Annotated in this window: 18 protein-coding genes and 1 pseudogene; 16 read left to right on the forward strand and 3 right to left on the reverse strand. The window is 43.6% G+C overall.

What is annotated here, in order from left to right:
- Positions 1 to 168 precede the first annotated feature (168 nt).
- Positions 169 to 1,131 (forward strand): zinc-binding dehydrogenase, encoded by a 963-nt coding sequence (locus tag C1T21_RS13000; RefSeq protein ID WP_103048566.1) that lies wholly within the window; start codon positions 169 to 171, stop codon positions 1,129 to 1,131.
- Positions 1,132 to 1,259: 128 nt separating this feature from the next.
- On the opposite strand, the gene C1T21_RS13005 is transcribed toward C1T21_RS13000, so the two are convergent.
- Both C1T21_RS13005 and C1T21_RS13010 read right to left on the reverse strand, forming a co-directional pair.
- On the reverse strand, positions 1,260 to 2,228 hold the full coding sequence (locus C1T21_RS13005; protein ID WP_103048567.1) for a LacI family DNA-binding transcriptional regulator: 969 nt from the start codon (positions 2,226 to 2,228) through the stop codon (positions 1,260 to 1,262).
- A 149-nt stretch (positions 2,229 to 2,377) separates the two neighbouring features.
- Positions 2,378 to 3,046 carry an ArsR/SmtB family transcription factor gene (locus tag C1T21_RS13010; protein WP_103048568.1) on the reverse strand — a complete coding sequence of 223 codons (669 nt, stop codon included), beginning with the start codon at positions 3,044 to 3,046 and terminating at the stop codon, positions 2,378 to 2,380.
- Positions 3,047 to 4,043: 997 nt separating this feature from the next.
- Between C1T21_RS13010 and trxB the strand changes: the two genes are divergently transcribed.
- From trxB to C1T21_RS13055, 9 genes are all read left to right on the forward strand, one after another.
- Positions 4,044 to 4,973 (forward strand): thioredoxin-disulfide reductase, encoded by a 930-nt coding sequence (gene trxB / locus C1T21_RS13015; protein WP_103048569.1) that lies wholly within the window; start codon positions 4,044 to 4,046, stop codon positions 4,971 to 4,973.
- Positions 4,974 to 5,071: 98 nt separating this feature from the next.
- On the forward strand, positions 5,072 to 5,560 hold the full coding sequence (locus C1T21_RS13020; protein WP_103048570.1) for an OsmC family protein: 489 nt from the start codon (positions 5,072 to 5,074) through the stop codon (positions 5,558 to 5,560).
- Between the two features lie 28 nt (positions 5,561 to 5,588).
- Complete coding sequence (locus tag C1T21_RS13025; protein WP_103048571.1) at positions 5,589 to 5,930, forward strand: thioredoxin family protein; 342 nt, start codon at positions 5,589 to 5,591, stop codon at positions 5,928 to 5,930.
- A 562-nt stretch (positions 5,931 to 6,492) separates the two neighbouring features.
- Positions 6,493 to 7,554 carry an NADH:flavin oxidoreductase gene (locus C1T21_RS13030; RefSeq protein WP_103048572.1) on the forward strand — a complete coding sequence of 354 codons (1,062 nt, stop codon included), beginning with the start codon at positions 6,493 to 6,495 and terminating at the stop codon, positions 7,552 to 7,554.
- Positions 7,555 to 7,973: 419 nt separating this feature from the next.
- Complete coding sequence (locus tag C1T21_RS13035; RefSeq protein ID WP_023988731.1) at positions 7,974 to 8,630, forward strand: carboxymuconolactone decarboxylase family protein; 657 nt, start codon at positions 7,974 to 7,976, stop codon at positions 8,628 to 8,630.
- Between the two features lie 24 nt (positions 8,631 to 8,654).
- Positions 8,655 to 9,383, forward strand: coding sequence for a DsbA family oxidoreductase (locus tag C1T21_RS13040; protein WP_103048573.1), 729 nt, complete (start codon positions 8,655 to 8,657; stop codon positions 9,381 to 9,383).
- Between the two features lie 62 nt (positions 9,384 to 9,445).
- Positions 9,446 to 9,961, forward strand: a complete 516-nt coding sequence (locus tag C1T21_RS13045; protein WP_103048574.1) for an OsmC family protein — start codon at positions 9,446 to 9,448, stop codon at positions 9,959 to 9,961.
- A gap of 268 nt (positions 9,962 to 10,229) precedes the next feature.
- On the forward strand, positions 10,230 to 10,487 hold the full coding sequence (locus C1T21_RS13050; protein ID WP_103048575.1) for a YciI family protein: 258 nt from the start codon (positions 10,230 to 10,232) through the stop codon (positions 10,485 to 10,487).
- Positions 10,488 to 10,873: 386 nt separating this feature from the next.
- Complete coding sequence (locus C1T21_RS13055) at positions 10,874 to 11,389, forward strand: OsmC family protein (protein ID WP_103048576.1); 516 nt, start codon at positions 10,874 to 10,876, stop codon at positions 11,387 to 11,389.
- Positions 11,390 to 11,683: 294 nt separating this feature from the next.
- Here C1T21_RS13055 and C1T21_RS13060 read toward each other — a convergent pair.
- Positions 11,684 to 12,074, reverse strand: a pseudogene (locus C1T21_RS13060) (GerAB/ArcD/ProY family transporter); the annotation flags it as partial.
- Between the two features lie 73 nt (positions 12,075 to 12,147).
- Here C1T21_RS13060 and C1T21_RS13065 point away from each other — a divergent pair.
- From C1T21_RS13065 to C1T21_RS27340, 6 genes are all read left to right on the forward strand, one after another.
- The gene (locus C1T21_RS13065; RefSeq protein ID WP_258012451.1) at positions 12,148 to 13,869 is read left to right on the forward strand and encodes a sensor histidine kinase; all 1,722 of its coding nucleotides are present in this window, start codon (positions 12,148 to 12,150) and stop codon (positions 13,867 to 13,869) included.
- Between the two features lie 111 nt (positions 13,870 to 13,980).
- Positions 13,981 to 15,552: a response regulator gene (locus C1T21_RS13070; protein ID WP_103048594.1), complete on the forward strand. Its 1,572-nt coding sequence runs from the start codon at positions 13,981 to 13,983 to the stop codon at positions 15,550 to 15,552.
- Positions 15,553 to 15,856: 304 nt separating this feature from the next.
- The gene (locus C1T21_RS13075) at positions 15,857 to 16,777 is read left to right on the forward strand and encodes an ABC transporter permease (protein WP_023988741.1); all 921 of its coding nucleotides are present in this window, start codon (positions 15,857 to 15,859) and stop codon (positions 16,775 to 16,777) included.
- An 18-nt stretch (positions 16,778 to 16,795) separates the two neighbouring features.
- Positions 16,796 to 17,725 carry a carbohydrate ABC transporter permease gene (locus tag C1T21_RS13080; RefSeq protein WP_103048577.1) on the forward strand — a complete coding sequence of 310 codons (930 nt, stop codon included), beginning with the start codon at positions 16,796 to 16,798 and terminating at the stop codon, positions 17,723 to 17,725.
- Positions 17,726 to 17,801: 76 nt separating this feature from the next.
- On the forward strand, positions 17,802 to 19,331 hold the full coding sequence (locus C1T21_RS13085; protein WP_103048578.1) for an ABC transporter substrate-binding protein: 1,530 nt from the start codon (positions 17,802 to 17,804) through the stop codon (positions 19,329 to 19,331).
- 336 nt (positions 19,332 to 19,667) lie between these two features.
- Complete coding sequence (locus tag C1T21_RS27340) at positions 19,668 to 21,398, forward strand: glycosyl hydrolase 53 family protein (RefSeq protein ID WP_180984587.1); 1,731 nt, start codon at positions 19,668 to 19,670, stop codon at positions 21,396 to 21,398.
- Positions 21,399 to 21,694 lie beyond the last annotated feature (296 nt).

The raw sequence follows: 21,694 nt of genomic DNA on the forward strand, positions 1-21,694 counted from the left end.
TACCTGTATCTGGAATGGAACATCCAAAAACTAACAAGAAGTTACAACGAATCTATTCATCCGTAATGAAAATAATTAATTCAAATATACAATTAATTAATTGAATGTTTGACCCGTTTAAATTATACTAATGGAATATCACTATTTTAAAACTAAGGAGGTTTATTCATGAAGAAAATGAAAGCCATGCAAATTCCAGCTGCAGGAGAAAAAATGCAGTTAGTTGAGGTACCGGTTCCGCAGCCGGCAGAAGGGCAAGTATTGCTCCGCGTTGAAGCTTGCGGCGTATGTAATGGAGATTCAATGGCCATGGGCGGTGCGGCGTCAGCATATCCCCGCATTCCTGGACATGAAGTGATAGGAATCGTTGATGAGCTTGGATCAGGCTCGTCAAAATGGAAAATTGGAGAACGTGTCGGCATTGGATGGCATGGGGGACATAGCCATGTGACCGGATTAACAATGGACGGTGGATATGCTGAATACATGGTTGCTTATGAGGATAGTTTGTCCAGTATTCCAAATGAAATTTCGGCAATGGAAGCTGCTCCACTAATGTGTGCTGGAGAAACGACCTTTAGTGCCATCAAAAATAGTAAAGCTCGCCCTGGTGATCTGGTAGCGATTCAGGGGATTGGTGGACTGGGACATCTTGCCGTTCAGTTTGCAAGCAAAGCCGGATATCGCACCGTGGCTATTTCACGAGGAAATGATAAAGAAGCTCTCGTACGTGAACTTGGAGCCCATCACTACATTGATTCGGCCAAAGAAGATCCGGCTGAGGCATTACAAGCATTAGGCGGTGCTAAAGTCATCCTGGCAACTGCACCTAACGCGAAGGCCGTTTCCTCTCTGATCAACGGGTTGGGTCAAGACAGCGAGCTCCTCATTGTGGCAACCTCCACTGATCCACTAGAATTGTCAGCGATGGACTTTTTGAAAGGATCTAACACGGTCAAAGGTACGTTAACAGGCGGAGCGGAAGAAATCCAAGCGACGATTAATTTCAGTGTGCTGACGGATATTCGCCCCATGATTGAGTCATATCCATTAGATCGTGCTAGCGAAGCATACGATAAAATGATGTCAGCATCGACTCGATTCCGTGCTGTCCTGAATATTTCCGAGTGATAATATAATTCTATAGGTGGGTAGCCTACGACTCACGGGTTAATAGAACCACTTGTTCAATTTGGACAAGTGGTTTTTTTAATGTACTGTAGGATTTACCATACGCCTGTAATACTAAAGATACTGCGTTATGTCGAACTTCGCTCAACTAACTTGTATGTTAAAGTGTTTAGCCTGTTTTTGGTGTTATTCAACTTATTTTGCAAAACAAGAAATGCATTCTCAGCTTGCTGGTCGATAGGATAGTCAATCGTTGTCAAATCGAGCAAGTGAGCCACCTCTGTATTATCGAAGCCCATAATCCCCAAATCTCCCGGAATGGAAAATCCCAATCGACGCAGGGCTGTCATAAGACCAGCTGCCACTTCATCATTGGCACAAAAAATAGCATCAGGTCGGTCTTCCTGCGATACCCACCATTTAGCAAGCTCCTCCCCATCACGAACTAAAGTTTTATCTTCGAAATGAGGAAATGGATACGCCATGAGATTGTGTTTCTTAACGAATTCTGTATGGGCACGAATGCGTTCCTTTGTATTCAGTCCTTTGGACATCGGATATATGCTAAGTATTTTTCGGTAACCTTTGGAATGAAGATATTCAAGACCTGTCGAATAGGCATGAAATTGATCCATATAGACAGAAGGAAGATTCTCGTTTTGAAGACGTTGCCATATAACAATGGGGCCATACCGGACATAGGATTCAATGACATCCCATTCATTGGACCGTATCAAACACACGATAGCATCTAATTGCTTCCGTTTTAGCATTTCCAGGGCGATAAGCTCCTTTTCAGGTTCTCCATTCGTGATAAAAAGAGTGACGATAAATCCGTTTTTCTCAGCAAAAAGAGTGAATGCACGAACAAAATTAATAATAATGGGACTAAAGGAGATCGTCATTATTCCAATCTGACGAGTTTTACCTTTTTTTAGAGAGATCGCATTAGCATTGGGGACATAATCAAGCTCCTCGATAATTTCTAAAACTTTTTGTCTGGTTAAATCACTTACGTAGCCGTGTTTATTAATTACTCGTGATACAGTTGCTGTGGATACTCCCGCTAAGCGAGCAATTTCTTGAATATTCGCCACTTCTAACCACCTCTTAAGAGAAATCATATCATGTTTCCTAAGTTTGTCTTAACTAAAAAGGACTTCAGAGCCTAATAATATTGGCCTTGAAGTCTTTTAGTTAAGAATTGGAGAAATTCATTGTTCTTCGTCTGTTCTTAGAAGTCAGCTTAGTGTAACTGAAAATGTTCTTGCCACTCATTTAAGCCCTCTTCCATGCGAAAAGCCGTAAAGCCTTCAGATTGTAATTTCTGGGTCGCCAAAGCTGAGTAGACACACAGTGGGCCTCTGCAATATGCGATGATTTCTGTGTTTTTCGGTATCTCTCTTATTAATGCATCTAACTCTTCCATCGGCACCGAAATTGCTCCCGCAATATGATCCATATCATACTCTTCTTTAGGACGTAAATCGACCAAAATTATTGAATCATTATTAATCTTCTCCCTAACTTCATCCATCGTAAGCGTTTGAACGTTATCAAGATTATTTAGGAAATCATCTTTCATTCTACTAATGTCAGGGAGCTGTTTTTCACTGATTCGCCATAAAGAGGAAAGAAATTCGATGATTTCTGGATCAGCCAAGGAATAGATCACATATACTCCTTTTTTTGTGAATTTAACCAGTTTTGCATCGAGCAGAACTTGAAGGTGGCGGGAAACATTCGCAATATTCATGTCTGTGCAGGTAGCTATTTTTTCTACGGTTCTAGAACCATTGGATAGCACATTTAAGATCTCAAGACGCTTATCACTGGATAAACATTTTCCGATTCTAGCCAATTGTTTATAGAGATCTTCCTTAAAAATTTTCGCAGAGTTCAGCATATCTTCCATTATTCTCAACCTCTATTCTTGTCGTATTATAAAACGGGAATCCCCAATTTCAATTCATGCATAGCAGAAGCCTTAGAACACACCTTAAACTATAATCCTTAAATGAAGAATCATAATGAGGAAATTAGATACTAAAAATTTGACTCTACTCACGAAATCGAGCTCTTGGTCATTCAATTGAATATTAAAATTTTAACATGAACATCCCGAGTGGAGTCAAGTCAAAAGGATATACTTTAATAAAATTTATAAGAATACCCTATTTAGAAAGTTAAAAAGAAAGCCTTTCTATTTCATGTATCTCATAAACGCATAGACGACCAAGGCTATAACATATAAGTTTGGGCTAAGCAATTCGTTCCAATCTATTGATAGAGGACCAAAGCACATCTTAGTTGATCTCCATCCGAATGGATTATGATTAAAGGCGCCAAACTTGCCTTCCACAACCACCAACACGTCTTGAACCATCAATTCCGCTGTGCGACTCTGGGGATTTCGACTCCACTCTAGGGGCGTGAGCTGTAGGGTACTGCGAAAGCAGTTCTTCATGAGGAATTTGCTCAATCAGGTCGAGACGATCAGACAAGATTATTTTCTTTTATGACCAAGGCCCGCGGTATCGCCGCGGTGACTGGCAAGCTGCTGCTCGATGACTATTGGGCGTGCAGAACAGCGTCCCGGTAGATCGAATCTGTATATAAAAGAAAATCTTAAATTCTGGATTACATATCTAACATACAACGCATATGAAACATAAACTCTCATAAAAAAGGTTGACACTGCCATTGCGCTCTGTCAGCTTTTTTCATAATGCAAAGATTAGTCAAACATCCGCCCCCAAATATATGTCTACAATGTGTGTCTCATTTGTAGTCATTTTCTATCCGTGTATTGACGAACAGATTTCCTAATGCTATAATTCAATTAATCAATTGAATATTAAAAAAGTCTGTTATAAACAACTGTAAGAACAATCATTTTTGGAGGGATCAATATGTATAAATCTGTAATTGTCGGAACTGGTCCAGCAGGACTGACCGCAGCGATCTACCTGGCTCGTGCTAATATGAATCCGCTCGTCATTGAAGGACTTGAACCAGGAGGACAGCTTACAACAACAACTGAAATCGAGAATTATCCTGGATTTCCAGAAGGCATCATGGGCCCTGAATTAATGGATAATATGCGTAAACAAGCGGAACGCTTCGGGGCTACATTTCTTAATGGTTGGGTAAAGACGGTAGATTTGGAAAAACGACCGTTTAAACTGGAAGTGGAGGGCAAAGGTGAAATCATAACTGAAACTCTGATCATTTCCACCGGTGCCAGTGCGAAATATTTAGGAATACCAGGCGAAACAGAAAATGTAGGCCGGGGCGTGAGTACTTGTGCCACTTGTGATGGGTTTTTCTTTCGAAATAAGGAACTCATTGTAGTGGGTGGAGGCGATACTGCATTGGAAGAAGCAAACTTTCTAACACGATTCGCTTCCAAAGTTACTGTGGTGCATCGTCGAGAAGAACTGAGAGCCTCAAAAATTATGCAAGATCGCGCTCGTTCAAACCCTAAAATTGAGTGGGCTTTAAGCAGGACCCCGCTTGAAGTTGTTGCGGAAGAGCGTGGAGTGACAGGATTGAAAGTCCTGAACAATGTCTCAGGCAAAGAGGAAATCCTACATGCACATGGTGTATTTGTAGCCATCGGCCATCACCCGAATACGGACTTTTTAAATGGTCAAATTGAAACGGATAAGAACGGCTACATCATTACAGTACCCGGCACATCAATGACAAATATTTCAGGTGTGTTTGCTTGTGGAGATGTACAGGATACTCGTTATCGTCAAGCTATTACAGCAGCAGGAACTGGAGCCATGGCGGCTATGGATAGCGAAAAGTTTATCGATTCTTTGGAGAATAATTAAAAACGTGTTAACCGAATAGATCCTTGTGAAATTCTCGAAATCGAAAGATTTTAGTGACAAGTACAAGTGTTAAAATATGGAAAGAGGAGCATATTAAAATGCCGAATCAAAAAGTGAACATGAATACGGTTTGGTTCAAAGACGCGAAAGGTTTTGGTCGTATGAAAGGCGACAATTTACAAACCCAAATTGCTATCCCTGTTATGAAAGGCGGAAGTGGAGAAGGTGCTAATCCACAACAACTCCTGATGTCCTCTGCCATTGCTTGTTATGCTCTGACACTGGCGTACATGCTCGATCGCAAGAAACTACCTGTTGCCGGGTTCTTTATGGACACAGAAGGGGACATAGCTAGAGGGGACCAACTGAGCATTACACATCGTCCGCATGTTGTTTTATCCTCGAGTGCATCAAAGGAAGATATCACTGTGGTCGAAGCATTATTCTTACAAGCAGAAGAAAAATGCCACATTGGTCAGCTGCTTGTCAAAGCAGGTGTGCCGGTAGGTACCGAAGGTAAGGTATCGATTGATGCTGGAGATGATCTGACAAGTAACTATATTGAACAACATCAAATTGAATGGTAAACCATCCATTAAAAAAGGAGAAATTAAAATGAAAAAAGTTACCTCTAAATCAGAATTTGATACAGCTATCCGTTCCCCCAAAATTACAGTTGCTGTTTTTAAAGCAGACTGGTGCCCGGACTGCAAATTTATTGATCCATTCATGCCTGAAGTTGAAGAAAAATTTGCGAATGATCTGGATCTCATTGAGGTGGATGTAGATCATGTAGGCACTGTAAGTGAAGAACAAAATATTATGGGTATTCCAAGCTTTGTAGCCTATGTCGACGGTAAAGAGCTTACTCGTTATGTCAACAAGCTTCGTAAATCACGCGAAGAGATTGAACATTTTCTGCAAAGTGCTGTTGAGGTATATAACAAACGTTCATAAGGGATTTTTCGCTATTTCGTATCAATATAGAAACTACTCGAAGAAGCCGCGTTTACCTCAAAAAGCAATTTGGCATAAAGAACGGTATGACACCAACTTAGAAGGCCTCATTAAAAAATATGAACAAACGATCTCTAACTACATGGATAAACGTACAAATGGAAAAGAAACAAGAGGTTGGAGTCAAGAAGTATCCTTCTTCTATAACCACATTTTTTTTATTATCCTGAAGTGAGAAGAATGTTGCAGCAGCAAGGATTTAATTTCAAGTAATTTCATTGATGGAAGCCCAAATTACATGAAAATCAATCTCTTAGGTTAAACAAGCCCTAAGCTGAAGATGGAGCCGATTTGGATATCTGCTCTAATGGAGGAGAGCTGTCCTATTTAACAGGCTTCTGTGGTGGTGTAGCCATAACTTGGTTCTCAGTTCATTTTATAAACGTTAGAACGAGAGTCTTTTTATATGCACTGTTAGGGATTAGATAAGTTGATTTAATTATTGCTAATATACGAGCGTCTACGTTATAAAATGACAATAATAAAACTTGGAGGTTTTTTTGTGAATAATTCTCAATCTGTTGAAGCTCTTTTTAAACCATTCGAAATGGGAAATCTCAAACTATCTAATCGTATTATATTGGCACCTATGACTCGAAATTTTTCTCCAAATGGAGTGCCGGGGGAGGATGTCGCTGCGTATTATCGTCGAAGAGCTGAAAATGGTGTTGGACTTATTGTGACAGAGGGTACGTTTATCAACCATCCTGATGTTGCATCCGAGGTGCCAGCATGGCAGGAGGACGTACCACACTTATACGGAGAAGAGGCGCTAAACGGTTGGTCAAAAGTAGTTGATGGAGTACACGAGGCCGGTGGGAAAATTTTCTCTCAAATGTGGCATATGGGTGCACGAGGCAACGTTAATAATTACTCAAAACAAGAAATTTCGGAATTGGTTGAAGCTTTCGTACAGGCAGCAGTCAATGCTAAAAAAGTTGGTTTTGATGGCATCGAGATTATGGCAGCCCATGGATTTTTAATCGATCAGTTCTTCTGGGAAAAAACAAACTCGCGTAACGATGAATACGGTGGCGACATTGTCAAACGTGCACGCTTTGCTAGTGAGGTTATCGCAGCTTGCCGACGTGCTGTTGGACCAGAATTTCCAATCGTGTTGCGAATCTCACAGTGGAAATATGATGCCTATACAGCAAAATTAGTTGAAACTCCAGAACAACTAAAACGTTTCTTAACACCATTAGTTGATGCAGGCGTTGACATCTTTCATGCCTCTCTTCGTCGCTTTTGGGAACCAGCTTTTGAAGGATCTGACTTGAATCTCTCAGGATGGATAAAAAAACTGACAGGGAAACCAACAATTACAGTTGGATCTGTCGGTCTTGACGCTGATTTTTTGGATTTCTTTGCTACCGGGGAAGAGGCTAATGGCAAAGCCAACAAGATGGGCGATTTAATCGAGAGATTGGAACGTGAAGAATTCGATTTGGTCGCAGTCGGGCGCGCATTATTGGCTGACTCTGACTGGGTAAACAAAATCCGCGATGGACGAACAGAAGAATTACTTCCGTTTACGCGTGAGGCAATCGAAACATTGTATTAAACGGGAGTATGAAAATTAACGAAGAACCTATATCGATTTGAAATGCACCCCCTAGAATATATTAGATAAACCCTGGGTTTAACCAATGTATTCTATGGGTTCATTTTTTATAGCTATTCGCATGCATATTTTGGAAGGTTGGATATAAAAGATTCATTAAATATCTGGATATTCATGGCTTCCAAGGTGTCCTCCTGTTCGCATAAAAAGGACTTGACTTAAATGCCTACACATTCTATAATTCAATTAATCAATTGAATAATGTTTTCTTGTTTCGACTAAAAGGAGGCATTTAATGAGAGAAACTTGTTGATTCAATCGTAGGATCTATGAAAAAGCGTAAGTAAGGAAAAAATTCTGAGCGTGATGAATAAAAGCTCAGCGTACACTCAAATTTCTAATGAATAGAGGGGTTTTCTATGAGTCATCAAGACAGTTTATTTAAAAAATCGAATTTTAAACGTATTGGAGAATTTAACTCGGTTTCTCCAGAGATATTCAAGGCGTTTGTAGCCTTTGAAAAGTTAGCATTGGCTGAAGGTAAACTTACAGCAAAATACAAGGAACTAATTGCAATTGCTATAGCCCACACCACGGGTTGCCCTTATTGCATTGAGGTTCATGTAAAACAAGCTAAGAAACATGGTGTTTCAAAAGAGGAAATGGCAGAAGCTATAATGGTTGCCACCGCGCTCAAGGCAGGTTCGGCGATGGCTCATGGCGTTAATGCTTTAAATGCGTATGATGGTACCGATGACGACGAGTTATACCGTGCATCTTATATTAATAGACTGCGGGAGTTTACCCAATTAAGTGATTCGTTTAAATCCTTTGCTTCTTTTGATCAGCAAGCGTTGAAAGCCAGCATACTCAGTACCAAGGAAAAAGAATTGATTGCGGTTGCGGTTGCCCATACCACTGGGTGTCCATATTGCATTGATATTCATACGAAAGCAGCTAAAAAAGCCGGAGCAAACAAAGAAGAACTGGCTGAATCGATTATGGTAGCTACTGCTTTAAAAGCTGGTTCCGCTCTTGCTCATGGAGTAAATGCACTGGTTGCATTTGACGAATAACTAAAACTGAGAAGGGGTAGAAACATGAAAATTGAAATCTGGTCTGACATTGCATGTCCATTCTGCTATATTGGTAAACAAAATCTGGAGCGAGCCTTAGATGGATTACCGTATAAAGATGAAATAAGTATTGAATACAAAAGCTTTGAGCTTGATCCGGGAGCTTCTTCGTATGATGGAACAAGTTTTGTAGAAAAATTAACCCCTAAATTTGGCGGAAGAGAACAAGCAAAAGAATTTCTTAGCCACTTAACTCAACAAGCCAAGAACGTGGGATTATCCTTTCAATTAGATAGTCTTAAACCCACCAATACACTGGATGCTCATCGTTTATTAAAATGGGCAAAAACGAATGGCAAAGAAACAACGTTGAATGAAAAATTACTTATTGCACATTTCACTGAATCAAGGGATGTAGGAGATTATGATACACTGGCCGATATTGCAGAAGCGGTTGGATTAAACAGAAAAGAAGCCCTCGGAGTATTAAAAAATAAGGATCTTTATAAAGATCAAGTACGAAAAGATCAAGATGAAGCTCGTAGAGTTGGGATTAGCGGGGTACCGTTCTTTATATTCAACCAAAAATATGCAGTTTCAGGGGCACAGCCGACAGAATCTTTTTCTCAAGTGTTGGAGAAAGTTTGGGAAGAAGAGCATCCGGCAGCTAAGTTTGAAATTCTTTCTGATGAAACCTCTAGTGAAGGACTATGTACTGATGAAGGGTGTGCGATCCCGCCTAAAAAGTCATAAAGGACAAGCCAGGATTCAATTAAATTGGTCTATGAAAAATATAAAATAGAGGAGTCCTAAATATGAGTAAAATGAACGGTGTAGATGTGAATATGCTCGGAAGCTTGGCAGAAAAATATAAGGAAAATCCTGAGGATGCGATTACAAGTTTTGCTTCTACAGTAAAATGGAAAGATGGGTTTTACTCGGAGGCCGAGGTTGGGGACTATAAGCCGGTACCCATTGATGAACCAGAGTGGCTATCTGGAACTGGAAAAGGGCCTAATCCCGTTGAGCTTTTGTTAAGTGCACTTGGCGCTTGTGTAGGTGTTGGATTCATTGCAACAGCTAGTGGTATGGGGATTAAAGTAAATTCGTTGGACGTTGATGTTACTGGCGAAATAGATCTGAACGTTTTCTTTGGCTTAAAAGAGGGGAATTCTGGCTTTGATGAAATAAACGTTCGTTTCAATGTGGACAGTGACGCAGATGAAACGCAGGTTGAAGAATTGGTTGCACAAGCCATAAAACTATCACCTGTGAGAAACACCATTGAAAGAAACGTTAAAGTGAATTCGACGTATACACTTAACAATTAAAACGTAAGCGTCAAACCTAGTACACCTGTAAACCCAACACCAGTCATGAGATCATAGGCATATCTTAACGATTTGCCAGATGACCAGAGCAGAACGACACCAGCAGCAATGGACGGAGCGCATCACGGACTATGAGCCAGTGGCCTCACTGTATGAAAAACGTGAAGATCACGAAACTGTGTACTAATTCAAAAGATTCGTGCTATTAAGAATATAAAGGCTTCATAGACTTGGTAATCTATTTTTCATTCACTTAAGGAGTGATACAATGGCACATTACGCAGCAATCTTGCACATAGTTGACCCGGTAAAAAGACAAGAGTTACATCCTAAGCACCTGGAATTTTTGAACAAAATGAAGGAACAGGGGAAAATTTATGCCATGGGACCTTTTGTTGATGGGGCCGGCGGTCTAGTCATTTACGTTGCAGATTCATTGGAAGAGGCACAGGCGATGGTTGAAAAAGACCCGTATGTGTCGGAAAAAGCGCTTCGCTTGGAACTTCATGAGTGGAAAATGGTATAAATGAACATACATTTCTCTTTTAGGTTTCGTTAAAAAGCCATCAACGCTACTACAATATCAAGAGGCCCCCAGTATAGGGAGCCTCTTTTTTTGGTGCACCTCACAGTCGCATCATTAGGTGGTTCAAATCCACCGGGTACTTTACCCTTTAAAGTGCCGTAGCCGAAGCAGACATCCGGCAATCCAAGGTTTCGGATGGGCAGGGTGGAGAAAGTTTGGGAAGAAGAGCATCCGGCACCTAAGTTTGAAATTCTTTCTAATGAAACATCTAGTGAAGGACTATGTACTGATGAAGGGTGTGCGATCCCGTCTAAAAAGTCATAAAGGACAAGCGAGGATTCAATTAAATTGGTCTATGAAAAATATAAAATAGAGGAGTCCTAAATATGAGTAAAATGAACGGTGTAGATGTGAATATGCTCGGAAGCTTGGCAGAAAAATATAAGGAAAATCCTGAGGATGCGATTACAAGTTTTGCTTCTACAGTAAAATGGAAAGATGGGTTTTACTCGGAGGCCGAGGTTGGGGACTATAAGCCGGTATCCATTGATGAACCAGAGTGGCTATCCGGAACTGGAAAAGGGCCTAATCCCGTTGAGCTTTTGTTAAGTGCACTTGGCGCTTGTGTAGGTGTTGGATTCATTGCAACAGCTAGTGGTATGGGGATTAAAGTAAATTCGTTGGACGTTGATGTTACTGGCGAAATAGATCTGAACGTTTTCTTTGGCTTAAAAGAGGGGAATTCTGGCTTTGATGAAATAAATGTTCGTTTCAATGTGGACAGTGACACCGATGAAGCGCAGGTTGAAAAGTTGATTGCAAAAGCCATAGAAATATCACCTGTGAGAAACACCATTGAAAGAAACGTTAAAGTGAATTCGACGTATACACTTAACAATTAAAACCATGAATACTTGATTGTTTTACTAGAAGCGTAGACATTATGCGAGGAACACATAGCATAATGTCTACTTTTTTTATAATATTAGGATCAGGGTGCTTTCGTTTTCCCTTGTGGCTAAGGACATGTGTGCTCCCTTTTGCCAAACGTCCTACATACGTCAGTAGTTAGTATTTTTAAAACAGCCGACAGGCCGATGTACGAACTATTCTACAGTGGGAGTGGAGAAAACAGATTTGCTGCTCCAGCAGCCGACTTGAGTTATAAGTAGAACAGTAAAGATGGGATAGGTCGTCTACACATTTTGCTTCATTCCCTTCTTTCTGATCACGAACACGATGGAAAGAAGTACCGGAACCAGAAAAAACAAAATGATTCCCATGTATTCGACCGCACCGCTCAGGCTAAACACGTCCATCATACGAACAGGAGTCATTGTGGAGATAAAGATAATCGGAATTAAGCCAAAAATTGCTAACGATATTCAAGACCGAATACCTGTGAGACCCCTAAGGATGCATTGAAGAAAAAACTACAGAAATTACAAAACATTTGCAGCATCCAGATCACCAGCAGCGGAAACTCCAGACGTTCAAAAAGAAATCGGGGATTTCAAAAGTGCGTATTAAATTAATGGTGGGCCAAGTACTTGTCACAGTGGAGTCCATCGATAACCCACCGATCACGGAATCGAAATGCTTGTGGTTAGAACATGGCCAGATTTATTATTAGAACGAGGAATGGGAAAGGAACTTACCGGTGAAATCATATGTGCCTTTTACCTATAAAATGATGGTCCCCTACTTGCTGCTAGTGTTGCTTACGGACGTGTTGATCGGCTATATTTCGTATTCGATGCTTGTTCATTCGCGGACGGAGATGGCTGAGACGAATATTCGGACTGGTATGGAGCAGACAAGGAACAATATTCTTTATCAGATGGACGAAATTCAGCGCATGTCCGATTCGCTGTTCGGCAGCCTAGCGTTCCAGCACGCCATTCAGAAGAAGGGAGATCCACTGGACATTTACTGGACGATGCTGGACGAGATCATCCCGCAGATGACAGCGCCGCTGCAGCTATCTGGGAACGATATTCGCCTTATGCTTTATACACTGAACAGCGATTTGAACATTGTGAGTGGCGATAACCTCGCGGAGCCGATCGCGCAAAACGATTATTATATCCTGCCGTTCGATGAGATTTCCCATTCCGAGTGGTTTCGTTCGCTTCAAGCCACGGAACGGGACAACATCTGGCTGCAAATCGATACTGACAGTAAACTTGGTAATATATCACATTTTCGCCGTTTGGTATCGTATGCTGATTATAAGACCGAAATTGGCTATGTGCGTATCACTATGTCACTCGAAGACCTGTTGGGCGATTTCGTGGCCTTTCCGCTCGAAGAAGGGATTACGCTACGTCTGGTCGACCGTTCCACTGGCATATCGCTTTACCATCGAGGAAAGGCCGAACAGAACGCCTCGCGCGAAGCGTATCTAAGCCTCCTGGAAGAGATCCCGGGTACTGATTTCGTAATCGAGACGCTGGTGCCCAATTCGTACTTGTCAAAGGATGCGGGTAGGTTACAGCGAATCATCATCACCGTATGTGCCATTAGCTTTGTTGTCATGGCCTTCATTGGCTATATCGTCGCCCGCCTTTCCGGGCGTAGGATGTCGAGGATCGTCAACCTTGTTCGTTCGTTCCAGGAAGGGAATTTTCTAAAGCGGATACAATTCTCCGGCAATGACGAGTTTGTACAAATCGCCGATGCGTTCAACGTGATGGCCAGTAGTATCCAAAAATTGATCGATAGCGTCTATATTGAAGGCATCCAAAAGAAACAAGCTGAGCTGGAGGCCTTGCAAGCACAGATCAATCCTCATTTCCTCTATAACACGCTGTCGACGATTGGAAGCTTGGCGAATCTCGGAGAGACGGACAAGGTGACGGAGATGGTGCAAGGGCTCTCCCGTTTTTACCGTCTCACCCTCAACCAAGGCCGTGTCTGCATTGAGCTGGAGAAAGAGCTGGAACAAGTGACGACCTATCTTGCGATCCAAAGGGTAAAATATGCGGACACGTTTACGGTGCATGTCGATGTCGAGCCCGATATTCTGCAGGTGCCGGTCATCAAGCTGATTCTGCAACCCTTCGTAGAGAACGTCTTTAAGCACGCTTGGTTCGGAGATTCTATCGCGATCCTGATTAAGGCGTGTCGTATTGGCGATCTTATCGAGCTTAAGGTCATCGACAACGGCATTGGCATGAAACCCCATACGGTGGAGCGATTGCTAAACAACTCGAGGCAAGAGGGCGGTTACGGTGTCAAAAACGTCGACGAGCGCATCAAACTGTTATATGGAGATCCTTACGGCGTCCAGATCGCAAGTATTTATGGAGGAGGAACGACGGTTCGTATTCTACTCCCGGCTGGGCATCAGGATGGGCAGGGCGGCGAACCACGGCAGTAACCGTGAATTTGTATCCGTTTTCATTGAAGACCGCCATGTTGTCCTTCGGGGGGAAAAGGTATGATACATTCAGGCATAGTGCAAATGAGTGAAATGATCGGAGGCATGTACATGAGTGTTAATCTGTTGCTAGTTGATGATGAAGTGGTCGACCTCAAATGGCTGCGCCGACGCGTCCTCGAGAGTGGGCTGAATGTCCGCGTGGCGGGCACGGCCCATAGTGGTTTTCAGGCATTGAAGCTCATGAAATCCGAACCGATCGACTTGATCTTATCGGACATTCGAATGCCGATCATGACGGGAACCGAATTCGCCCGGAAGGCGAAGACGATCCATCCGAAGGTTAAGATCGTATTTATTAGCGGCCACGAGGATTTCGGCTACGCCAAGGAAGCGATCGAGATCAATGCTTCAGGGTATTTGCTGAAGCCGGTCGAAGACCAAGAATTATTTCGCATACTGACGGAGCAGGTCGCGAAAATTGAGCAAGAACTGGAGCAGGATCGTTCCTTTACGGAAACCCTGTCGCTCGTGAACGAAGAGCTACTCCTACGGTGGTTTGAGGAACGAACGCCCGCGCCGGCCACATCGCACGTTAGTGGCGTGCTCGCGCATTATTTGGAGAAGGGGACGTCCGTGGCGCTCGTGGAAATTGACGACTTAGAATGGAAGATGCGCAACTTTCCGCCGGAAGAGCAACGCGCAGAGATTCGAAAGATCAGCCGGACGATCAAGACATTTGCAGCGGACATCAGGTTCGGTACCGTCATCGAGGGGCAGGGAAACCGATTCGTGATTCTTGCAGCCGTGCCGGAGTCTAGGTTCAATAGCTTGCTTAAGGAGCTTGTCGAACATGTGAATCGAAGCACTTCTCGCACGGTCACGATCGGCGTCGGTCGTTACGCATCCAACGAGACGGAACTCCACGAGTCTTTTCGACAGGCGCTGGCGGCGCTTGGCGCCAAATGGCTGCTCGGCAAAAATCGAATCATTCAAGGAGTGATCGATGCGCATCCTCAAAATACGCCGGGCAAGTGCATGGAAGAGAAGGTCAATCGAATGCTCGAAGCGATCTTGGACTACGACCTGGTCACAATTGACGACTGTTTGATGGAGTTGCTTCAACAGGATGTGACACTGACTGGCAAGGAAGGCGTGTACGCGCTTATCATACGTATGACGTCCAAGCTGCATGCCGATCTTCAGCAGCGAAAAGAAAATTTATACGAGCTGCTGGAATGGGAATCGCGCCAACCAGACGTACTATTTCAATTCGAGACGGTGCATGACATTCTGTCTTGGCTTCGCAGGGGATTCTTCGAGCTGTCTGAGATGCTGTACATCAAGGGACAAAGGCAGATGCGCAAACTAATTGAAGAAATCATGCGATACGTGGAGAATAATCTGGAGAAGAAAATTACGCTTAAGGAAGTCGCGGCGCATTTAGATTTTACTGCGAACTATTTGGGCCAGTTATTCAAAGAGGAGACGGGCACACATTTCAGCGATTACTTGATCGGCCTAAAGACGGATCGTGTGTGCGAGCTGCTCAAAGACCCGACGAAGAAAATTTATGAAATCGCTGATCAGATGGGCTATAAGAATATAATTTATTTCAACCGGAATTTCAAGCAAGTAATGGGCATGACGCCAGGCGAATACCGCAAGAAACACAAAATTTGATAGCTATATGTGTGATTGAGGTCCCGGTCGAATCATGACCGAGGGTCTTTTTTTTCTACGCCTAATCAATGAACTCACTGACCTTATTTTAAATGTTTATTAGATAATTTTGCTTCTTATAAAATCTCTGTCGTTTGGTTCCATCCGCCTTGTTAATCAATGGGGCAGTGTAGTTTTTATGGAGGTAAACGGCACGGTTCGACAGATCGGTGAAAAAGTATAGTTTTTTGTTGCTTGGCTAAATTTTCAAGGCCTATAACGCTCGCCTATAATGGGGACAAAGAGGAGAGAGGAGAGGGAGCATATGAACCTGCATGGATTTTGGAGCGATGTCAGGAAGTATAAAACCCTGCTACTGATGCTCACGCCAGGCGTACTTTTTATTTTTCTGTTCGCCTACGTGCCTATGGCGGGAATCGTATTGGCGTTCAAGCAATTCAACTTCGACGGCGGTGTATTCGGGAGCCCCTGGAATGGTCTCGATAATTTCCGGTTTCTTTTCGAGTCAGGTGACGCCTGGCGCGTAACACGCAACACCGCGCTTTACAATATCGCGTTCATTGTCGTGAACAACGTAGTGCAAATCTTTGCCGCGATCCTGCTGTTCGAGGTGGGGGGGAAGTGGTTTCGAAAGTTGACTCAAACGGTGTTTTTCCTGCCTTACTTCATCTCGTGGGTTGTCGTCGGCGCCATTGCATTCAACTTATTTAGCTACGACTTCGGGTTTATTAACGCGATGTTGACGAAGCTGGGCATGGAGCCGATCGACATTTACAATACCCCCGCGTATTGGCCGTTCATTCTGGTCATCGTATCCACATGGAAGGCGTTCGGTTACGGGACGATCATGTATCTGGCTACCATCACGAGCATCGATACCGAGATGTACGAGGCGGCGGAAATCGATGGAGCCAACGTATTCCAGAGAATCCTTAAAATCACTGTACCAAACCTGTATCCAACAATGATTATCCTGGTGTTGCTGGCGATCGGCAATATTTTTCGTGGGGATTTCGGGATGTTCTACAACATGATCGGCAACAACGGTCTCTTATTCTCAAATACGGATGTCATCGATACGTTTGTCTTCCGCCTGCTGATGAGCTCAAATGAGATCGGCATGTCGGCCGCAGCGGGCTTCTACCAATCGTTGCTTGGCTTCGTGACCATCATGATTGCCAACTACGCGGTTCGCAAATACGATAAAGACCGTGCATTATTCTAAGAGAAGGAGGGAATGCCCATGTCTACGATAAATACGAGCCCAGTCGCCCAAGCGGTAGGCAGAAAACGCGTGTCTGCCGATCGTGTATTGCTCAATATTATCGGCTACGTCTCGCTTACTATTCTGGCTTTATTCTGCATCTTGCCTTTTATTTTGATCGTGTCCTCCTCGTTGACAGAGGAGAAGAGTATTATTGAGAATGGCTTTCAGTTGTTCCCGACGGTCTTCTCGATCGAAGCGTATAGTATTCTGTTCAAATATCCCTCGCAGATGATCCAGGCTTACGCCGTCACGATCGGGGTGACCGCCATCGGGACGCTGGTCGGGCTGTTTTTGACCGCAATGACGGCCTATGTTCTGGCTAGGAAGGATTTCAAATGGCGAGGAACCTTCTCGTTCTACTTCTTCTTTACGACACTGTTCAACGGTGGGCTTGTCCCCTGGTATTTGCTCGTCGTTGAATACTTGCACCTAAAGGATACTTTTCTGGTATTGATTCTTCCCTTATTGATGAATGTGTTCTACATCATTGTCATGAAGACGTTCATGGGCAATATCCCGGAAGCGATTACAGAATCCGCTAAAATCGACGGAGCAGGCGATTTCAGGATCTTTATCGAGCTGATCATCCCTTTGTCGAAGCCGGCACTGGCGACCATAGGATTGTTCATCGCGCTTGGTTACTGGAACGATTGGTATAACCCGCTGCTCTTTATCTCGCAAGAGAATTTGATGCCGCTGCAGTACTATCTTTATCGCATGCTTGGGAATATGGACGGCATGCGCAAGGCGATGATGGAATCGGGGGCGGTTGTCAATTTAAATATCCCGACCGAAAGCTTGAAGATGGCGATGACGATTGTAGCGACAGGACCCATCCTAATCGCGTATCCGTTCATTCAGCGCTTTTTCGTCAAAGGCTTGACTGTCGGTTCAGTGAAAGGATGATCTCAGGGTAACTTGGTTATCGATAGCATGTCCGTTCACATCAACGCCATTATCTGAATTAGGGGGAGTATGGATCATGAAACATAAGAAGAGGAATGCCATGTTGCTTCTTGTCATCGTGTTGTTGCTTAGTACGCTAATTAGCGCATGCGGTGGAAAAAATGGAAATTCAGGGGAGGGGAACGGTACAGACGGCGCGAACGACGGCACGGTTAAACTGAAAATGCTGCTGCTGGGCGCCAAGCCGGCGGATTACGACGAAGTGTTCGGTGAGGTGAACAAACTGCTGAAGAAGAAGATCAACACGACAGTCGATGTCGAATTCCTCGACTGGTCCGATTGGTCGCAGAAATATCCACTCAGGTTCGCAGCGAAAGATGATTTCGACTTAGTGTACACGGCGAACTGGGCATTCTATTCCAATCAGGCGCTAAATGGTGGCTTCTACGAACTGACCGACGAACTGCTGAAGTCCTATGCACCTATGACATGGAAAGCGATGCCGAAGCTCTCTTGGGACCAGGCGAAGATTAAGGGCAAGCTGTACATGGTGCCGAACAACAACCAAGAAATTATGGACAAAGTTCTGCTGATTCGTGAGGACTTACGCAAGAAGTACAATCTTGAGCCAGTCACCAGTCCCGAGACGTTTGCCGCCTACGCGAAGACGATTTCGAAGAACGAAAAAGGGATGAGCGGCTTCGCCGCAGCGGCAGGCGGAGGGTATAAATGGAACGAGCTGGATAATGTGCTGCTCGAGCAGTATAACGAATGGAAACTCGTAGATCCGAACATGCCGTTCGCTTATAAGCTCGACGATGCAACAGGTAAAGTTTTTAACGTTTATGATACGCCGGAATTCAAAAAATTGCTCATTTATTATAAAGACTTGGCCGATAACGGTGGTTGGTCCAAGAACGTTGTCAACAGCAAGAACGATGTTTGGCAGGAAATGAAGGCTGGCAAGGCCGCATCGTACAAACGTAATCTCGGATCTGTGGGCTTCGATTTGGCCGAGGCTCGTCGTACGCTTCCTGATGCCGACATGGCTATCGCCGACCTCACCCCGAATCAGAAGAAGACGGCTTCCATCTCGACGCAGAATGGCATGGCGGTTCATGCGACGACCAAGCATGTAGAGCGTTCCCTAATGGTGATCGACCTATTGCAGAACGACAAGCAAATTCATGATTTAACGATGTACGGCATCGCAGGCAAGCACTACGAGCCGGTCGGCGACGACAAGTTTAAACCAGGCGCGAGCCAAGCGAATTTCACCGGTTTCTCCTACTGGGGGTGGAATTCGGCACTCAATCGGACGGATGCTTCCTACCCTCAGGAAGCGACGAATATGGAAGCTGACTGGAAGAAGAAAGTTTATCACTATCCGCTTGAGACGTTCGTGTTCGACGACCAGAAGGTAAAGAATGAAATGGCTAGCATCGGCAACGTGATGTTACGATACGGCGTTCCGTTAGAGTACGGCCTGGTTCCGGATTTGGAGAAGGGTCAAGCCGAATTGATCAAACAACTTAAAGTTGCAGGCATCGACAAAGTGCAAGCGGAACTGCAAAGCCAGATCGACGCCTTCTTAGCAGGGAAATAATGTAAAGGGGGAGTCATTCCCTCTTTCTTTTTTCAACGAAAGGCGGGTACAGCAATGGCAACTTTCGAATTTTTAAAAGGGATAGATATCTCGTTTGCGGACGAAATCGAAGCGGCAGGAGGTACGTTTTACGAAGACTAGGTGCAGGACGACATGCTGCGATTAAAGCGGAGCGTGTGAGTTGATCAGGTTGCGAATTTGGAACTACCCGAATCGGCGGATTCTGAAATCCAAGTGGACGATCCAGTTGGCGTGGAACGGGATGTGATCCATAGAGGTTTGTGAAAGCGCTTCAATCCAGATGTGTTGATGCAAATAAAACAAGGAGGTAGTACAATGATAAATAGAATAATTGCTATGATTCTTACGTTTGCAATGATTATATCCACGACAGCCTTTATCTTACCGATAAAGGTAAGCGCTTCATCTATCCCTGGCTTGTTCGCCAAAGGCGCAGATATCAGCTGGCTGCCACAATTAGAGGCCCTGGGTTATAAATTCTATAATGATAATGGGGAAGAGCAAGATCTTCTTCAGATTTTAAAGGATCACGGAATTGATTCCATAAGAATACGGGCTTTTGTTGATCCGTCTGATGATCCTTCCAATGGTCATTGCAGTACAGAAGAAGTAGTTGCATTAGCATCTCGTGTAAGCGCCTTCGGATTTAGGGTTATGATTGATTTACACTACAGTGATACTTGGGCTGACCCGGGAAAACAGATAACACCTAAAGCATGGGCCAACGATAATTTAGATCAATTAAAAGTACATGTATCGGAATACACTTCTGAGGTGATGAATGCTCTAAAAGTAGCAGGCGTAGCACCAGAGTGGGTACAAATCGGGAATGAAATTAATAATGGAATGATGCATCCCTTGGGGGAGTATAGCAATACGTCCAACCTCGTTCAACTGATTCAAGCCGGATCGAGGGCAGCCAAAGCGGTTTTTCCTGGGATTAAGGTTATCATCCATAGAGCAAGCGGAGCAGAAAATGGCGTTGAACCGTTTTATGCCGGTCTGGTTGCAGCCGGTCTTAAAGATAGCGATTATGATATCATTGGCTTATCTTATTATCCGGATTCGGTCTTTACTTCCTCAATTAATGAATTAACTGAAAACATGAATAAACTCGCAGAAAAATATAGGAAGGAAGTCATGATTGTTGAAGTCGGGGGGGAAGTTGCCAAGGATGCTGATAGTGTTTATAACATGCTTGTAAATGTTCAAAATAAATTACATGCAGCTCCGAACGATTTGGGAACGGGTGTATTTTATTGGGCACCTGAGGGGAATTATTTTGGGTATCCTAAATCTGCATGGGACCCGGACGGTACGCCCTCATTGGCATTAGATGCATTTATTGACGGTGCTGTTGAAAATAATCGGTATCCTGTGCAATCTTTAGCTCTGGATAAGCACACGGAATCGATTGAAGTAGGTGCTACTAGTAAGCTAAATGCTATCATCAATCCTGCTAATGCAACCTATAAAGGAATTACTTTTACGAGCTCAAATCCTGATATTGTAAGGGTACATCCGTATAATGGGACTATTTCCGGACTTGCTGTTGGGACAGCAACCATATCGGTGGTTTCATATGATGGGGGTTTTACTGACTCTTCCAAAGTTACTGTGGTGCCAAGCACAAGTATGATTCAAAATCCTGGCTTTGAGATGGGATTAAAACCGTGGAAGGTTACTGGGGATACAGACGCGGTTAGTACAGATATTGACGTACACTCCGGCACATTAGCATTACACTATTGGAGATCAACAGCCACAGAATTCAAAGTTTCCCAAACTATCACAGGGATTAAAAATGGCACCTATCAATTATCTGCTTGGGTCTACGGCGGAGGAGAAGAAGAGATATCTGAGATTTTTGCTGGAGGCAAGAGGAATATTTTCACAAATACCGGACAATGGTCTAATCCAACAATAGATAATATTGTAGTTACAAATGGAACTCTGACTATTGGCGCCCATCTAAAATTTCCCGGCGGGCAGTGGGGCAACATTGATGACTTCAAACTTATTAAGAAAGCCGATGCTGTAAAGTAACAAGATCTTTGGATCTAAGCTAAAGACATCGAAATTAAGTTATTGGAAAAGCGGGTCCCCATTCCTTGGAATGGGGACCCGTTTCTTTCGTTTTGACTCATACTATTCGAAAGGGACTTTTTACGAGCAAGAGGCACAAGATTTGAATAGCTGCATGTGTGAGCGAGACCCTAGTTGAATCATGAACGGGGTTCTCTGTTTTTTGCTCTGAGGGAAAATACATGGTTCGACAGATCGGTGAAAAAGTATGGGTTATTGTTGCTAGGCTAAATTCTCGAGACCCATTACGCTATCCT

It is taken from the genome of Paenibacillus sp. F4, from assembly GCF_002894905.1.
GTDB classification, from domain to species: Bacteria; Bacillota; Bacilli; order Paenibacillales; family Paenibacillaceae; genus Paenibacillus; species Paenibacillus polymyxa_B.